Below are 15,647 nucleotides of genomic sequence, written 5' to 3' on the forward strand. Positions count from 1 at the left end.
GGTTACGCATGTGTTGCGGTCCGGCGCATCGCGTAATTGACTCGAAAGGGCGTGGATGCCCCGCAGGAGGTGGACCCGATGCTCTCGGCAAAGGCCCTGTACCAGGAGATCCTGGACGACGACGACGCGTTCCGGCTGTTCTGCTCCATCGCCGCGGCGGGCGAGGCGCAGGGCGGCTGGGAGAACGCCCGGATCGCCGCCCTGGTGCCCCGGTCGTACGAGGAGCTGGCGCCCAGGGTGGCCCGGCACGGCGCGGACGAGGACAAGCACGGCCGGATCTTCAACGCGCTGATGAGGAAGCGCGGGCTGGAGCCGGTGCCCGTCCCCCGGGAGACGGACTACACGAAGATCCTGGAGCGCATCGGCATCGGCCTGGCGCACGACCGGCTGCGCCGCGAGGACCGGCTCGCCGAGCGGGACGTCATCGTCTATCTGGCGCACAGCCGGGTCACCGAGCAGCGGGCGTCGGAGCAGATGGGGCTGCTGCTGAAGTACTTCGGCGACCATCCCGAGGTCGGCCGCGCGGCACGGATGATCTCCGCCGACGAGGACAACCATCTGGCCTACTGCAACGAGGAACTGCTGCGCTTCGCCCGCGCCGGCCACGGCCGCGCCATCCAGCAGATCCTGCGCGAGGCGGCGCTCGCCGAGATCGCCGTCTACCGGGACGTCAGCCACGCGGTGATGGAGCACATGGGCCGCATCCTGCGGTGGCCGAAGCAGAAGGCGGCGGTGCTGTCCGCCGGCATCAACGGGGTGTACGCCTACGAACGGACCCTCGGCTGGCGCCGGATGGTGACCCTGCGGATGCCCGAACGCCTCGACGCCCTCGGCGGCGGCACCCCGCCCCCGGCGGTGCACGCCGCCTGAGACCGCCGCGGCGTCAGAGCCATTCGCGCCGTTTGAAGAACCGGTACAGCGAGAACACCGCGGTGAACATCACCGTCAGCACCACCGGATAGCTGAACATCCAGTGCAGCTCCGGCATGTGGTCGAAGTTCATCCCGTACACGCCGCCGATCACCGTCGGTACGGCGGCCATCGCGGCGTACGCGGAGATCCGGCGCATGTCGTCGTTCTGCTGGACACCCATCTGGGCGAGCTGCGCGGAGAGGATGTCGCCGAGCAGCCGGTCGATGCCGTCCACATGCTCGTTGACCCGGGTGAGATGGTCGCTGACGTCGCGGAAGAAGGGCCGGGAGTCCTCGTGGACGAAGGGTATGCCGGCGCCCGCCAGCCGCCGCATGGGGTCGGTGAGGGCGCTGGTGGCCCGGCGGAAGTCCAGGGTCTGGCGCTTGAAGTTGTAGATCTGGGCCGCCGTGTCGCGGGAGCGGCCCGAGCGCGGGTCGAAGACCTCTGCCTCCAGGCCCTCGAGGTCGAGGTGCAGCTCCTCGGCGACCTCCAGATAGTGGTCGACGACCGCGTCGCAGACGGCGTACATCACGGCGGTCGGCCCGTGCTTGAGCACCTCGGGGGTCTGCTCCAGCCGGGCGCGGACCGTGCCGAGCGGATTGGCGGCGCCGTGCCGGACGGTGAGCACGAACGAGTCGCCGACGAACACGGCGATCTCCGACAGCGTGACGGTGTCGGTGGCGTCCTCGTACAGGACCGGCTTGAGGACCAGGAACAGCATGCCCGGGTAGATCTCGAGCTTGGGGCGCTGATGGGCGCTGACGGCGTCCTCCACGGCCAGCGGGTGCAGCCCGAGCTCCGCGGTGACCGTCCCGATCTGCTCCTCGTCCGGCTCGAACAGGCCCATCCAGACGAAGGCGTGCTCGCTCTCGCGGGCCTCGGCCAGCAGGGCCGGGAAATCGGCCGGGGACTTCTCCCGCAGCCCGTCGCGGTACAGCGCGCAGTCGACGATCACGTTGTCATTCTTTCCGATCGGGGAGCCGGTGTCCTCCCGTACGCTGGCTCGTATGCCCACCCTGCTGTTGATCAGGCACGGCCGCTCGTCCGCGAACACCACGGGCGTCCTGGCCGGCCGTACCCCCGGTGTCGCCCTCGACGAGCGCGGACTGGAGCAGGCCGCCGGCCTGCCCGCCAGGCTGGCGGACATCGTACTGGCCGCGGTCGTGACGAGTCCGCTGCAGCGCTGCCGGGAGACCGTCGGCCCGCTGCGCGCCGCCCGGCCCGAGCTGCCGGTGCACACCGAGGACCGGATCGCGGAGTGCGACTACGGCCAGTGGACCGGGCGCAAGCTGGCGGAGCTCGCCGACGACCCGCTGATGGCCGTCGTCCAGTCGCACCCCTCCGCGGCGGTCTTCCCGGGCGGCGAGTCGATGCGCGCCATGCAGGCCCGGGCGGTCGACGCGGTACGGGACTGGAACGACCGGATCGCCGGGGAGCACGGCGAGGACGCGGCGTACGCCATGTGCTCGCACGGCGACATCATCAAGGCGATCGTCGCGGACGCCCTCGGCCTGCATCTGGACCTCTTCCAGCGGATCACCGCCGACCCCTGTTCGGTCACCGCGATCCGCTGGACGCCGCAGCGCCCGTTCCTGCTGCGGCTGGGCGACACCGGCACGCTGGCGGGCCTGGCACCCGCCGGTTCCGGTGCGCGGGGCGCCGCGGACGTGGGGGGCGGCGCGGGGGCGTCGTGACCCTTTCCGGGGACAGGCGGCGACGCCGCAGTAGGGTTGACCCGCAATCGAGTCGAGCTATCGGAGCAGGACGTGCCTCGAGAGGTGTACCTCTATGACCCGCCGGACCGCTTCATCGCCGGAACGGTAGGTATGCCCGGGCGCCGGACGTTCTATCTGCAGGCGTCCCGCGGCGGCCGGACTACCAGCGTGGCGCTGGAGAAGACACAGGTGGAGGCGCTGGCCCAGCGGATGGACGAGCTCCTCGACGAGGTGGTGCGCCGCACCGGCGGCTCCACCGCGGTCCCCGCCGTCGCCCCCAGCGAGCTCGCCGACACGGCGCCGCTGGACGCGCCGGTGGAGGAGGAGTTCCGCGTCGGGACCATGGCGCTCGCCTGGGACGGCGACACCGAGCGGATGGTCGTCGAGGCCCAGGCCCTGGTCGAGCTGGACGCCGACTCGGAGGACGATCTGGCGGCCGCCGAGGAGGCGCTGCTGCAGGACGACGAGAACGGCCCGCCGATGCTGCGGGTCCGGCTCACCGGCCAGATGGCCCGGGCGTTCGCCAAACGCGCCCTGGACGTCGTCAACGCCGGACGTCCGCCCTGCCCGCTGTGCAGCCTGCCGCTCGACCCGGAGGGACACGTATGTCCGCGCCAGAACGGATACCGGCGCGGGGAGTGACCCCGCCGTCCCCCGCCGACGTCCCCGGGCTGCTCGCCCACGGCGAGCTGACGGTGCTCGGGCGCATCCGCGAGTCCTCCAACGCCGCGCTGCTGTGCGAGGCCCCGGGGGGTGTGCGGTGCGTGTACAAGCCGGTGGCGGGGGAGCGGCCCCTGTGGGACTTCCCCGACGGCACCCTCGCGCAGCGGGAGGTCGCCGCGTACGAGGTGTCCGAGGCCACCGGCTGGCGGCTCGTCCCGCCGACGGTGCTGCGCGAGGAGGGCCCGTACGGGGCCGGGATGTGCCAGCTGTGGATCGACCCCGCGGAGGGGTCCGAGCTGCTCGCCCTGATCGACGCGGAGGAGCCGGAGCCGGGCTGGAAGGCCGTCGGACGGGCGGAGGTGGGCGGCGGGCGCACGGCGCTGCTCGTCCACGCGGACGACGAGCGGCTGCGCCGGCTGGCGGTCCTGGACGCCGTCATCAACAACGCCGACCGCAAGGGCGGCCATCTGCTGCCCACCGGGGACGGCCGCCTGTACGCCATCGACCACGGCGTCACGTTCAACGCCGACGACAAGCTGCGCACCCTCCTGTGGGGCTGGGCCGGCGACCCCCTCACCGACGAGGCGCTGACCGTCCTGCGTGGCCTGGGCGCCCGCCTGGCCCCCGGCGAGCCCCTCGCGGACCGGCTCACGGCCCTGATCACCCCCGCCGAGCTGGCGGCCGTACGGGACCGGGTCGCCGCCCTGCTGGCCGCCGGCCGGCACCCGGAGCCGAGCGGGAACTGGCCGCCCATTCCCTGGCCGCCGATCTGATCGCGGTGATCGCCATCCCGCCGGTGTGAACAGCACCGGCGGCGGTTACGCTCATGGCATGTATGCCTGGCCCGCTTCCGAGGTCCCCGCCCTGCCCGGCACCGGCCGTGACCTCCGGATCCACGACACCGCCACCGGAGAGCGGCTCACGCTCCGGCCCGGTGAGACCGCCCGTATCTACGTCTGCGGCATCACCCCGTACGACGCCACCCACATCGGGCACGCGGCGACCTACAACGCGTTCGACCTGGTGCAGCGCGTGTGGCTGGACAACAAGCGGCAGGTCCACTACGTCCAGAACGTCACCGACGTGGACGACCCCCTCCTCGAGCGCGCCGTGCGCGACGGCGAGGACTGGGTGGCGCTCGCCGAACGCGAGACCGTCCTCTTCCGCGAGGACATGACCGCCCTGCGGATCCTTCCCCCGAAGCACTACATCGGCGCCGTCGAGGCGATACCGCGGATCGTGCCCCTCATCGAGCGGCTGCGTGACGCCGGCGCCGCGTACGAGCTCGAGGGGGACTGGTACTTCTCCGTCGAGTCCGACGCCCACTTCGGCCAGGTCTCGAACCTGGACGCGGAGGCGATGCGGCTGCTGTCCGCCGAGCGCGGCGGTGACCCCGAGCGCCCCGGCAAGAAGAACCCCCTCGACCCGATGCTGTGGATGGCCGCCCGCCCGGGCGAGCCCAGCTGGGACGGCGGCTCCCTCGGCGACGGCCGGCCCGGCTGGCACATCGAGTGCGTCGCCATCGCGCTGGAGCACCTGGGCATGGGCTTCGACGTCCAGGGCGGCGGCAGCGATCTGGCCTTCCCGCACCACGAGATGGGCGCCTCGCACGCCCAGGTGCTCACCGGCGAGTTCCCCTTCGCCCAGGCGTACGTGCACGCCGGGATGGTGGCGCTGGACGGCGAGAAGATGTCGAAGTCCAAGGGCAACCTGGTCTTCGTCTCGCAGCTGCGGCGCGACGGTGTCGACCCCGCCGCCATCCGGCTGGCGCTGCTGGCCCACCACTACCGGGCCGACTGGGAGTGGACCGCGTCCGTGCTCGAGGAGGCGCAGCGGCGCCTCGCCGACTGGCGGGCGGCCGTCTCCCGGCCCGACGGCCCCGCGGCGGAGTCCGTCGTCGAGGAGATCCGCGACGCGCTCGCCGACGACCTCGACGCTCCCGCGGCGCTCGCGGCGGTCGACCGCTGGGCGGCGCTGCAGCGGACCGGGGGCGGCACGGACACCGGCGCGCCCGGCGTGATCTCCCGCGCCGTGGACGCGCTGCTGGGCGTGGCCCTCTGAGCACGCGTTCCTGAGACACCGCGGGCGGGCGTCCCTTTCGGCATTGCGAAAGGGACGCCCGCCCGTATGTCGTCAGCTTCCATCTCGGTTCGGTCAACATGGACATAAGTCCGGCAAGCGTATGTTTGCATGACCCGGTCGCGTATCCACCCGGCCGGAAGGAACGTCCATGGCACAGTCCTTCGCACGTCGCGCATTCCTCGGCACCGCCCTCGGCGGTGCCGTCGCCTTAGGCACCGGTACGGCACGGGCCCACGGCCCCGCCCGCCGGCCCGACACCCTCGCCACCCCGCCCGGCTTCCAGCCGGAGGGCATCGCGCTGGGCCCCGGCCCGTCCCTCTACACCGGCTCGCTCCTCGACGGCTCGATCTACCGGGCCGACCCCGTCACCGGTCACGGCCGGATCATCAGTGACGGCGGCGGTACGGTCTCGGCCGGCCTCACATACGAACCGGGCGGCCGTCTGGTCGTCGCCGGCGGCGACAGCGGACTGGTCAAGGTCATTGACGCCCGCCGCGGCACCGTACTCGCCGCCCTGCGGGCCGAGACCCGTACGTGCTTCGTCAACGACGTGAAGCCGGCGTTCGGGGCCGCCTGGATCACCGAGTCGTTCCAGAGCTCCCTCTACCGGCTGTCCCTGGACCGCTGGGCGCCCACCGACGCGGACCTGACGCGGATCGAGCTGACCGGCGAATGGGAGCAGGCGCCGGACAACGGCTGGACGGCCAACGGCATCGAGACCACCCCCGACGGCCGCGCGTTCATCCTCTCCAACCACTGGACCGGCAAGCTCTACCGCGTGAACCCCCGCACCGGGCACGCCACCGCCCTCGCGCTCTCCGGCAGCGACGGCATCTACAACGGCGACGGCCTGCTGCGCCGCGGCCGCACCCTCTACGTGGTGCAGAACTGGGAGTACGCGATCGACGTCCTGCGGCTGAGCGCCGACGGCACCCGCGCCGACTTCGTCCGGCGGATCACCGATCCGCGGTTCGACGAACCGACGACCGTTACCGCGACCGGCGGACGGCTGTACGTCACGAACGCCGGCTTCGACTCCGACTGGACCGACCCGGCGATGTCCTCGACGATCGTGGCTATCCCGCTGTAGCCGCCCGGGAGGGGGCCGGTCCGCGCGGACCGGCCCGTGTCACTCCTCGGAGTCGCCCTCCGCCTCGCCCGAGTCGCCGTCCTCTTCCTCGTCCTTCCCGCCGCCCCCCGCGACATCGCGGAAGTGCGGCGGCGACTGCCCGTCGCGGCGGCGCAGATAGCGCTCGAACTCCTTGGCGATCGCCTCGCCGGAGGCCTCCGGCAGCTCCGCCGTGTCGCGGGCCTCCTCCAGCGACTGGACGTACTCGGCGACCTCGCTGTCCTCCGACGCGAGCTGGTCCACGCCCACCTGCCAGGCCCGGGAGTCCTCCGGCAGCTCGCCGAGGGGGATCCGCAGATGCAGCAGGTCCTCCAGCCGGTTCAGCAGGGCGAGGGCGGCCTTCGGGTTCGGCGGCTGCGAGACGTAGTGCGGGACGGCCGCCCACAGGCTGACCGTCGGCACGCCCGCGTGCGTGCAGGCCTCCTGCAGCACCCCGACGATGCCCGTGGGCCCCTCGTACCGGGACTCCTCCAGCTCCAGCGACTGCGCCAGGTCCGGGTCCGACGTGACGCCGCTGACCGGCACCGGGCGGGTGTGCGGGGTGTCGCCGAGCAGCGCGCCCAGCAGCACCACCATCTCCACGCCCAGCTCGTGCGCGAAGCCGAGCAGCTCGTTGCAGTACGAGCGCCAGCGCATGCTGGGCTCGATCCCGTGGACCAGCACGAGGTCCCGCGGTCTGCCGTTGCCGTCCGAGTCCGCGATCCGGACGAAGGACAGCCTGGTGGTCGGCCAGGTGATCGTGCGGACACCGCTGTCCAGGGCCACGGTGGGTCGGTTCACCTGGAAGTCGTAGTACTCCTCGGCGTCCAGCTCGGCGAAGATCTCGCCCTTCCACTCGCGGTCCAGATGGGCCACGGACATCGAGGCGGCGTCACCGGCGTCGTTCCAGCCCTCGAAGGCACAGATCATCACCGGGTCGACCAGCTCGGGAACCCCCTCCAGCTCGATCACCCAGCGCCTCCTTCCGTATCGAGGATCAGCCTAGGGCCTTCGCCGGGTGGTCGTGCCCGGCGCGCGCCGGACGGCCGTCCGGACCCCGGCCCATTCTCCGGACAGTCATCCGAGGTGTCGCAACAAGTGACGTCCTACCCCTGGATGTTACCGACCATGCACCGCCATACATCGGACGAATAGAGAGATCCGATGTTCTCCGGGGCGGTGCCCGCGGGGGTCCGGGAAGATCGCGGACGGGGCTGCCGGGCGGCTCACGCGGACGCGCGCAGCCACTGCTCCACGCCCGAGATGTGCACCGTCGACCACGACCGCGCCGCCTCCGCGTCCCGCGCCCGCAGCGCGCCGAGGATCGCCCGGTGCTCGAGCAGCGTGCGGCGCACCGCGTCCTGCTGCGTCAGCCCCCGCCAGATCCGCGCCCGCGCGGTGGGCCCGGACAGCCCGTCCAGCAGCGACGCCAGCACCGAGTTCCCCGACGCCCGCACGATGCGCCGGTGGAAGTCCAGGTCGCACCGCACGAGTTCGTCGACCGACGGCGAGTCCCCGAGCGCCGCGAGGGCGGCGTCCAGCGCGTCGAGCTCCTCCTCCGCGATGGCGGCGCTGGCCAGCGCCGTCGCGGCCGGCTCCAGGATCCGGCGTACCGCCAGCAGCTCCAGCACCGTGTCGTCGCGGTGGAAGTCCACCACGAAGCTCATCGCCTCCAGCAGTAACTGCGCGTCCAGCGACGTCACATACGTGCCGTCCCCCTGGCGCACGTCCAGGATGCGGATCAGCGCCAGCGCCCGGACCGCCTCGCGCAGCGAGTTGCGCGACAGGCCGAGCTCCGCCGCCAGTTCGCTCTCCTTGGGCAGCCGGTCACCCGGCCGCAGCGCCCCGGAGACGATCATCCCCTTGATTTTCTCGATCGCCTCGTCGGTGACCGCCATGTCCAACCCTCCCTGCCCACCGTGCCCCAGACATCCGATCTCTCGGTGGCCCACCATTATGGTCTGCCGAGGGCTCCCCAACCGTTGCGGTACGCGGACCAGTCCGCCTCCGTCGCCGCGAAATCGATGTACGCGGCCGTGCCGAAGCGCTCCCGGTCCGGATCGGTCCGGGTCAGCCCCAGCCGGACGCCCCGGACCGCCGCGGCGACGGTCTCGGAGTGCGGATCACGGCCCCAGGTGTCGTCGTGGTAGAACGGCAGCCCCATCAGGAGGTCCGTGTCCCGCGGGGTGACCTCCAGCGCCAGCCTCGTCTGCTGGGCCACGTAGCCGCCGTACAGGCTCCGCGCCGGCATCTTCGTGTCGTACGACATCACGGCGATCTGATCCACCCGCCGGGCGACCTGCCCGAAGAACGCCTGCGACCACCACTTGGGGTGATCCGCCAGCGCCGCGGCGACCGAGTGCAGCCCCGGCAGCGGGTCGATCTGGTGCGCGGCGACCGACAGCACCCCGCCGCGGGCCCGGACCGCCGGGCGGACGTCGTCGAGCAGCGTCAGGAAGTCCGCGTTGCCGGAGTGCATCGGCTCCAGGTCCAGATGCACCCCGTCGAACCCGGCGTCCATCACCTGCAGCGCGCTCGCCCGCACCGCGCGCCGCGTCCCGGCGTCCGCCAGCCGCAGCCCGCCGCGATCGCCGGCGTCGTACACCAGGACATCTCCGAGATACGCCTGCACCCGCACCCCCGGCAGCTCCCGGCGCACGGAGTCCAGCAGCCACCGGGCGCGCGGGTACGCGGTCTCCGGCAGGGTCCCGTCGTGCTCCAGCGGCCCGGAGTGGACGTACAGCTCGGTGATCCCGGTCCCCGCCAGCCGCCGCTTCAGCCGCGCCAGATCCCCCTCGTCCCGCCGCCCGTCGACCCAGGCGTGCCCCAGCCAGATCGCGTCCCGTCCCCGGGACACCGCGTCGGCGGCGGGCTCGCCGGCGTACGCGACGCGCAGGGCGATCAGGGCGGAGAGACCGGGGAGTGAGACGACGAGCGCGAGCACGATGACGCAGCGCGCCACGACGATCCGCCGGCCTCTCGCCCCCCGAGAGAAGATCAAGGCCATGCGGGGGAGCTTACGGAGGGCGCCCGCGCCGGAGCGAGCGCCCTGTGCAACAGCCCGGCTACAAACGGGCGCGGCACCGGGGTGGCTCACCCACCCCGGTGCCGGCGAACCTCAGTCCTCCTTGGCGTCCTCCTCGACCCAGCCCATGGTCCGCTCCACGGCCTTGAGCCAGTTCTTGTACTCGCGCCTGCGCTTGTCGTCGTCCATCCGCGGCGTCCACTCCGCCGCCCGCCGCCAGTTGGCGCGCAGCGCGTCGGTGTCCGGCCAGAAACCGACCGCGAGCCCGGCCGCGTACGCCGCGCCCAGACAGGTGGTCTCGGCGACCAGCGGACGCACCACCGGCGCGTCCAGGAAGTCCGCGAGGCTCTGCATCAGCAGGTTGTTCGACGTCATCCCGCCGTCCACCTTCAGCGCGGCCAGCTCCACCCCGGAGTCCTTGGTCATCGCGTCGCAGATCTCCCGCGTCTGCCAGGCGGTGGCCTCCAGCACGGCCCGCGCCAGATGCGCCTTCGTCACGTACCGCGTCAGCCCGGCGATCACCCCGCGGGCGTCGTCGCGCCAGTACGGGGCGAACAGCCCGGAGAAGGCCGGCACGACGTACGCGCCGCCGTTGTCCTCCACGCTCAGCGCGAGGGTCTCGATCTCCGCGGCGGTGGAGATCAGGCCCATCTGGTCGCGCATCCACTGCACCAGCGAACCGGTGACCGCGATCGAGCCCTCCAGGGCGTAGACCGGCGTCTGGTCGCCGATCCGGTAGCCGACGGTGGTCAGCAGCCCGTTGTACGAGTTGACGATCTGGTCACCGGTGTTCATCAGCAGGAACGTGCCGGTGCCGTACGTCGACTTCGCCTCCCCCTCGGCGTAACAGGTCTGGCCGAACAGCGCCGCCTGCTGGTCACCGAGCGCCGAGGCGACGGGGATGCCCCGCAGCGCGCCGGACGCGGCCTGTCCGTACACCTCGGCGGAGGAGCGGATCTCCGGGAGCATGGCGCGCGGGACGCCGATGGAGTGCAGGAGCTTGTCGTCCCAGTCGAGGGTGTGCAGGTTCATCAGCATGGTGCGGGACGCGTTGGTGACGTCCGTGACGTGGACGCCGCCGTTCACGCCGCCCGTGAGGTTCCAGATGACCCACGAGTCCATCGTGCCGAAGAGGATGTCGCCGTTCGCGGCCCGTTCGCGCAGCCCCTCGACGTTGTCGAGGAGCCAGCGGGCCTTGGGGCCGGCGAAGTACGACGCCAGCGGCAGCCCGGTCTCCCGGCGGAAGCGGTCCTGGCCCACGTTGCGGCCCAGCTCGCGGCAGAGCTCGGCGGTGCGGGTGTCCTGCCAGACGATGGCGTTGTGCACCGGCTCGCCGGTGGTCCTGTCCCACAGGACGGTCGTCTCGCGCTGGTTGGTGATGCCGATGGCCTTGACGTCGGCGGACGTGATGCCCGCCTTGGCGACGGCGCGGTCCACGACCTCCTGGACATTTGTCCAGATCTCGGTGGCGTCGTGCTCGACCCAGCCGGGCCTGGGGAAGATCTGCTCGTGTTCCTTCTGGTCGACGGCGACGATCCGCCCGTCCGTGTCGAAGACGATGCAGCGGGAGGAGGTGGTGCCCTGGTCGATCGCCGCGATGAACGGCCCTGCGGTGTGTGCGTCGGTCACAGTCGCTCCATTGGTGGGTGGCTGGGGCTCATGCTGCGCTCATGCTGCGACTTCCGGCGTGCTCAGGCGAAGACCGCGTTGTAGATTCCCCCGCCGAGCACGGCGCCGACGAGCGGGCCGACGACCGGGATCCAGGAGTACGACCAGTCCGAGCCGCCCTTGTTCGGCATCGGCAGGAGGGAGTGGGCGATCCGGGGGCCCAGGTCGCGGGCCGGGTTGATGGCGTATCCCGTGGGGCCGCCCAGCGAGAAGCCGATGGAGACCACGACGAGCGCGGTGATCAGGGCTCCTATGGGGCCGAGGCCCTTGCCCTCGTCGTTGAGGCCCTGGGTGAGGACGGCGAGGATCAGCACCGTGGTGCCGATGATCTCGGTGGTGAGGTTCTGCCAGGTGTGACGGATCTCGGGCGCGGTGGAGAAGATGCCGAGGACCGGGCCCGGGCCGGTGGCCGTTCTCGTGTCCTGGGTGCCCGGGCCGCCGACGGTCTCGCGGTCCGTCAGATGGGCGTGGAACTGGCCGTAGTAGGCCAGCCAGACCAGGGTGGCGCCCAGTATCGCGCCGATCATCTGGCCCGCGATGTAGGTGAACAGGTCCGCGGCGCTGAGGTCGTCCGTGATGGCGATGGCCACCGTGACGGCGGGGTTGAGGTGGGCGCCGGAGAGGTGGCTCGTCATGTAGACGGCGGTCATCACCGCGAAGCCCCAGCCGAAGGCGATGGCCACCCAGCCGGCTTGATGGGCCTTGGAGGTCTTGAACGTGACCGCGGCGCAGACGCCGCCGCCGAGGAGGATCAGTACGGCGGTCCCGATGATCTCGCCGAGGAAGATGTCGGAGCTGGACAACGGGGACTCCTTTGTCCGGTGTTCCTTTGTGGGGAAGCGGTCCGCGGATGTCACCCTAACCTTTTTGTCGTCAGGTGTTCGACAATGCCGACCGACGAACGGTAGTGTTCCCGCACCCCCCACGACCGTCAAGGCCCCCGACACATCCCCGCTCACGCGGTCCCGTCGGCTTGGCCTCAAACGCCGGCCGGGCTGGAATCGCGTCCTTGCGCGCTCTCGGCCGCCGGCCGTGCGGTTCGGCGCTGCGCGCCTCGCCCTCAAACGCCGGGCGGGCTGGAACTGCATCCTTCGCGCTGTTGTCCTCCGACCCCGCCGGGGGCGGCGGCCCACCGAACCCGGGGCCGACCGCGAGGTCAGAAGGGGCGGGCCCCCAGGTCGCGGGCCACCGCGCGAGCGCAGTCGCGGACCGCGGCGACCAGCTCCGCCCGAGGCTCCCCCGAGACGCACACCCGCTCCACCGCCCCCGTTATCCCGACCGCCCCCACCGGTATCCGCCGCCGGTCGTGGACGGGGGCCGCGATCCCCGCGACCCCCTCCCACGTCTCCTCGACGTCCGACGCCCACCCCCGCGCCCGGATGACGTCGAACTCCTTGTCCAGCTCCCCCAGCGAGGTGACCGTGAACGGCGTCAGCGCCTCCCGGGGCGCCGCCGCCAGCTCCCCCCGAGCCACCGGGTCGAACGCCGCCAGCACCTTCCCCACCGCCGAGGAGTGCAGCGGCTGCATCGCCCCGATCTCCAGCACCTGACGCGAGTCGTCGGGCCGGAACACGTGGTGCACGATCAGCACCCCGTGCTGATGCAGCACCCCCAGATAGACCGCCTCACCGCTGGACCGCGCCAGATCGTCCGTCCACGGCAGCGCCCGCGCCCGCAGCTCGTGCACGTCCAGATAGCTGCCGCCCAGCCGCAGCAGCTCCGCCCCCAGCTGATAGCGCCCCGACGCGGCGTCCTGCTCCACGAACCCCTCCAGCTGGAGCGTGCGCAAAATGCCGTGCGCCGTGCCCTTGGCCAGCCCGAGCGCGGAGGCGATGTCGGACAGGCCGAGCCGTCGCTCGCCGCCCGCGAGCAGCCGGAGCACCGCAGCCGCGCGCTCCAGCGACTGGATGTTGCGTGCCATCGAAGGGGCCTCCCGGAATACAGCCACGTCGTTCGACGATGCCAAACATTATCCGGCATTGTCGCGCGATGGCTGTGCCACGTCCCCTTCGGGGAGGGTGTCTCGTCGGGAGGGGCGCGCGGTCTGTCCGATGCGTGTCACCAGGGAGTGTGCCAGTGATACGAAGGGAGCGGCACCCGTCCGGCTCCTGGACACTCCGGGTGCTTCGCCGCCCCGGAGGCTAGGCTGGCCGAGTGCGCCGCTCACGCGAGCACGCATAGCCGACAGCCGTCGCATCCGAGGGAGCTCCTCCAATGGCCTCGCAGCCGCATTCGCAGAACTCTGCCCCCGCCACCCCCGCCGACCGGGCCGCCGCCCTGCGGCACGCGCTCGCCACCCGCGTGGTGGTCGCCGACGGGGCGATGGGCACCATGCTCCAGGCGCAGGACCCGACGCTGGAGGACTTCGAGCAGCTCGAGGGCTGCAACGAGGTCCTGAACGTGACCCGACCCGACATCGTGCGCTCGGTGCACGACGAATACTTCGCCGCGGGTGTCGACTGCGTCGAGACGAACACCTTTGGCGCCAACCATTCCGCGATGGGCGAGTACGAGATCGCCGACCGCATCCACGAGCTGTCCGCGGCCGGTGCCCGGATCGCCCGCGAGGCCGCCGACGCGTACACCGCAGGTGACGGCCGGCAGCGCTGGGTGTTCGGCTCCATGGGCCCCGGCACCAAGCTGCCGACGCTCGGCCACATCTCGTACGAGGTGATCCGCGACGGCTTCCAGCAGAACGCGGAGGGCCTGCTCGAGGGCGGCGCGGACGCGCTGATCGTCGAGACCACGCAGGACCTGCTGCAGACCAAGGCCGCCCTGCTGGGTGCCCGCCGTGCCATGGAAGCCCTGGGCTCCGACGTGCCCCTGATCTGCTCGCTGGCGTTCGAGACGACCGGCACGATGCTGCTGGGCTCCGAGATCGGGGCCGCGCTGACCGCCCTCGAGCCGCTGGGCATCGATCTGATCGGGCTGAACTGTTCCACCGGCCCGGCGGAGATGAGCGAGCACCTGCGCTACCTCGCCCGCCACTCGGCCACCCCGCTGACCTGCATGCCGAACGCGGGCCTGCCGGTGCTGACGAAGGACGGCGCGCACTTCCCCCTCGGCCCCGAGGACTTCGCCGACGCCCAGGAGACCTTCGTCCGCGACTACGGCCTGAGCCTGGTCGGCGGCTGCTGCGGCACCACCCCCGAGCACCTGCGCCGGCTGGTCGAGCGAGTCCGCGACACCACCCCCGCCGAGCGCCACCCGCAGCCCGAACCGGGGGCGGCGTCCCTCTACCAGCACGTTCCGTTCCGGCAGGATGTGTCGTATCTGGCGATCGGTGAGCGGACGAACGCGAACGGGTCGAAGAAGTTCCGTGAGGCGATGCTGGAGGCGCGCTGGGACGACTGCGTGGAGCTGGCGCGGGAGCAGATCCGTGAGGGCGCGCACATGCTCGACCTGTGCGTGGATTACGTGGGCCGTGACGGTGTCGCGGACATGGAGGAGCTGGCCGGTCGTTTCGCTACCGCCTCGACGCTGCCGATCGTGCTGGACTCCACGGAGCCGGCCGTTTTGCGGGCGGGGTTGGAGAAGCTCGGCGGGCGGGCCGTCCTGAACTCGGTGAACTACGAGGACGGTGACGGGCCGGAGTCCCGGTTCCAGAAGATCACGAAGCTGGCCGTCGAGCACGGCGCCGCCCTGATCGCGCTGACGATCGACGAGCAGGGCCAGGCGCGAACGCCCGAGCACAAGGTGGCCATCGCCGAGCGGCTGATCGAGGATCTGACGGGGAACTGGGGGGTGAAGGAGTCCGACATCCTGATCGACTGTCTGACCTTCACGATCTGTACGGGTCAGGAGGAGTCGCGCAAGGACGGCATCGCCACGATCGAGGCGATCCGCGAGCTCAAGCGCCGCCATCCCGACGTGCAGACGACCCTGGGTCTGTCGAACATCTCCTTCGGTCTGAACCCGGCCGCCCGCATCGTGTTGAACTCGGTGTTCCTCGACGAGTGCGTGAAGGCCGGCCTGGACTCGGCGATCGTGCACGCGGCGAAGATCCTCCCGATCGCCCGGCTCGACGAGGAGCAGGTCACCACCGCCCTCGACCTGATCTACGACCGCCGCCGCGAGGGCTACGACCCCCTCCAGCGCCTGCTGGAACTCTTCGAGGGCGCCACCGCCAAATCCCTGCGCGCCTCGAAGTCCGAGGAGCTCGCCGCCCTTCCGCTGGAGGAGCGGCTCAAGGCCCGCATCATCGACGGCGAGAAGAACGGCCTCGAGGCCGATCTCGACGCCGCTCTCGCCGACCGTCCGGCCCTGGACATCGTCAACGAGACGTTGCTGGACGGTATGAAGACCGTGGGTGAGTTGTTCGGTTCGGGGCAGATGCAGTTGCCGTTCGTGCTGCAGTCGGCCGAGGTGATGAAGAACGCGGTGGCCTATCTGGAGCCGCACATGGAGAAGACCGACGAGGCCGGCAAGGGCACCATCGTGCTGGCGACGGTGCGCGGGGACGTGCACGACATCG

At 71.6% G+C, this 15,647-nt stretch carries 14 protein-coding genes; 7 read left to right on the forward strand and 7 right to left on the reverse strand.

Annotated elements, in window-relative coordinates; all coding sequences use genetic code 11:
• Positions 1–78: 78 nt before the first annotated feature.
• Positions 79–870, forward strand: a complete 792-nt coding sequence (locus SRB5_RS17090) for a ferritin-like domain-containing protein (protein ID WP_153452852.1) — start codon at positions 79–81, stop codon at positions 868–870.
• A gap of 13 nt (positions 871–883) precedes the next feature.
• On the opposite strand, the gene corA is transcribed toward SRB5_RS17090, so the two are convergent.
• Positions 884–1,867 (reverse strand): magnesium/cobalt transporter CorA, encoded by a 984-nt coding sequence (corA, locus tag SRB5_RS17095; RefSeq protein ID WP_323378031.1) that lies wholly within the window; start codon positions 1,865–1,867, stop codon positions 884–886.
• A 52-nt stretch (positions 1,868–1,919) separates the two neighbouring features.
• Here corA and SRB5_RS17100 point away from each other — a divergent pair, with 52 nt between their 5' ends.
• The 5 genes from SRB5_RS17100 (at position 1,920) to SRB5_RS17120 (ending at position 6,462) form a co-directional block, all read left to right on the forward strand.
• Positions 1,920–2,606: a histidine phosphatase family protein gene (locus SRB5_RS17100; RefSeq protein WP_153452853.1), complete on the forward strand. Its 687-nt coding sequence runs from the start codon at positions 1,920–1,922 to the stop codon at positions 2,604–2,606.
• Between the two features lie 72 nt (positions 2,607–2,678).
• Entirely contained in the window at positions 2,679–3,269 is a 591-nt protein-coding gene (locus SRB5_RS17105) for a DUF3090 domain-containing protein (protein WP_323378032.1), read from the forward strand.
• A complete protein-coding gene (locus tag SRB5_RS17110) occupies positions 3,233–4,063 on the forward strand; it encodes an SCO1664 family protein (RefSeq protein ID WP_153452855.1) in 831 nt (276 codons plus the stop codon). The genes SRB5_RS17105 and SRB5_RS17110 overlap by 37 nt, the downstream gene beginning before the upstream one ends.
• Positions 4,064–4,121: 58 nt before the next feature.
• Positions 4,122–5,351 carry a cysteine--1-D-myo-inosityl 2-amino-2-deoxy-alpha-D-glucopyranoside ligase gene (mshC, locus tag SRB5_RS17115; RefSeq protein ID WP_153452857.1) on the forward strand — a complete coding sequence of 410 codons (1,230 nt, stop codon included), beginning with the start codon at positions 4,122–4,124 and terminating at the stop codon, positions 5,349–5,351.
• Positions 5,352–5,520: 169 nt separating this feature from the next.
• Positions 5,521–6,462 (forward strand): SMP-30/gluconolactonase/LRE family protein, encoded by a 942-nt coding sequence (locus SRB5_RS17120; protein WP_153452859.1) that lies wholly within the window; start codon positions 5,521–5,523, stop codon positions 6,460–6,462.
• A gap of 39 nt (positions 6,463–6,501) precedes the next feature.
• Here the strand turns inward: SRB5_RS17120 and SRB5_RS17125 are convergent, their stop codons facing one another.
• From SRB5_RS17125 to SRB5_RS17150, 6 genes are all read right to left on the reverse strand, one after another.
• Entirely contained in the window at positions 6,502–7,452 is a 951-nt protein-coding gene (locus tag SRB5_RS17125; protein WP_407703932.1) for a PAC2 family protein, read from the reverse strand.
• Positions 7,453–7,706: 254 nt separating this feature from the next.
• Positions 7,707–8,378 carry a FadR/GntR family transcriptional regulator gene (locus tag SRB5_RS17130; protein WP_153452861.1) on the reverse strand — a complete coding sequence of 224 codons (672 nt, stop codon included), beginning with the start codon at positions 8,376–8,378 and terminating at the stop codon, positions 7,707–7,709.
• A 56-nt stretch (positions 8,379–8,434) separates the two neighbouring features.
• Positions 8,435–9,487 (reverse strand): glycoside hydrolase family 18 protein, encoded by a 1,053-nt coding sequence (locus tag SRB5_RS17135; protein WP_228390108.1) that lies wholly within the window; start codon positions 9,485–9,487, stop codon positions 8,435–8,437.
• 111 nt (positions 9,488–9,598) lie between these two features.
• Positions 9,599–11,134, reverse strand: a complete 1,536-nt coding sequence (glpK, locus tag SRB5_RS17140) for a glycerol kinase GlpK (protein WP_323378033.1) — start codon at positions 11,132–11,134, stop codon at positions 9,599–9,601.
• 62 nt (positions 11,135–11,196) lie between these two features.
• On the reverse strand, positions 11,197–11,976 hold the full coding sequence (locus SRB5_RS17145) for an MIP/aquaporin family protein (RefSeq protein WP_153452863.1): 780 nt from the start codon (positions 11,974–11,976) through the stop codon (positions 11,197–11,199).
• A gap of 353 nt (positions 11,977–12,329) precedes the next feature.
• On the reverse strand, positions 12,330–13,094 hold the full coding sequence (locus SRB5_RS17150; protein ID WP_153452865.1) for an IclR family transcriptional regulator: 765 nt from the start codon (positions 13,092–13,094) through the stop codon (positions 12,330–12,332).
• A gap of 293 nt (positions 13,095–13,387) precedes the next feature.
• Between SRB5_RS17150 and SRB5_RS17155 the strand changes: the two genes are divergently transcribed.
• A partial coding sequence (locus SRB5_RS17155; RefSeq protein WP_194292947.1) for a homocysteine S-methyltransferase family protein occupies positions 13,388–15,647 on the forward strand: 2,260 nt, incomplete at its 3' end.

The sequence above is a fragment of the Streptomyces smaragdinus genome, from assembly GCF_009604385.1.
GTDB lineage: Bacteria > Actinomycetota > Actinomycetes > Streptomycetales > Streptomycetaceae > Streptomyces > Streptomyces smaragdinus.

Coding starts and splice junctions, on each gene's coding strand:
- SRB5_RS17090 (WP_153452852.1), top strand. CDS start 79: ATGCTCTCGGCAAAGGCCCTGTACCAGGAGATCCTGGACGACGACGAC.
- SRB5_RS17100 (WP_153452853.1), top strand. CDS start 1,920: ATGCCCACCCTGCTGTTGATCAGGCACGGCCGCTCGTCCGCGAACACC.
- SRB5_RS17110 (WP_153452855.1), top strand. CDS start 3,233: ATGTCCGCGCCAGAACGGATACCGGCGCGGGGAGTGACCCCGCCGTCC.
- mshC (WP_153452857.1), top strand. CDS start 4,122: ATGTATGCCTGGCCCGCTTCCGAGGTCCCCGCCCTGCCCGGCACCGGC.
- SRB5_RS17120 (WP_153452859.1), top strand. CDS start 5,521: ATGGCACAGTCCTTCGCACGTCGCGCATTCCTCGGCACCGCCCTCGGC.
- SRB5_RS17130 (WP_153452861.1), bottom strand. CDS start 8,378: ATGGCGGTCACCGACGAGGCGATCGAGAAAATCAAGGGGATGATCGTC.
- SRB5_RS17135 (WP_228390108.1), bottom strand. CDS start 9,487: ATGGCCTTGATCTTCTCTCGGGGGGCGAGAGGCCGGCGGATCGTCGTG.
- SRB5_RS17150 (WP_153452865.1), bottom strand. CDS start 13,094: ATGGCACGCAACATCCAGTCGCTGGAGCGCGCGGCTGCGGTGCTCCGG.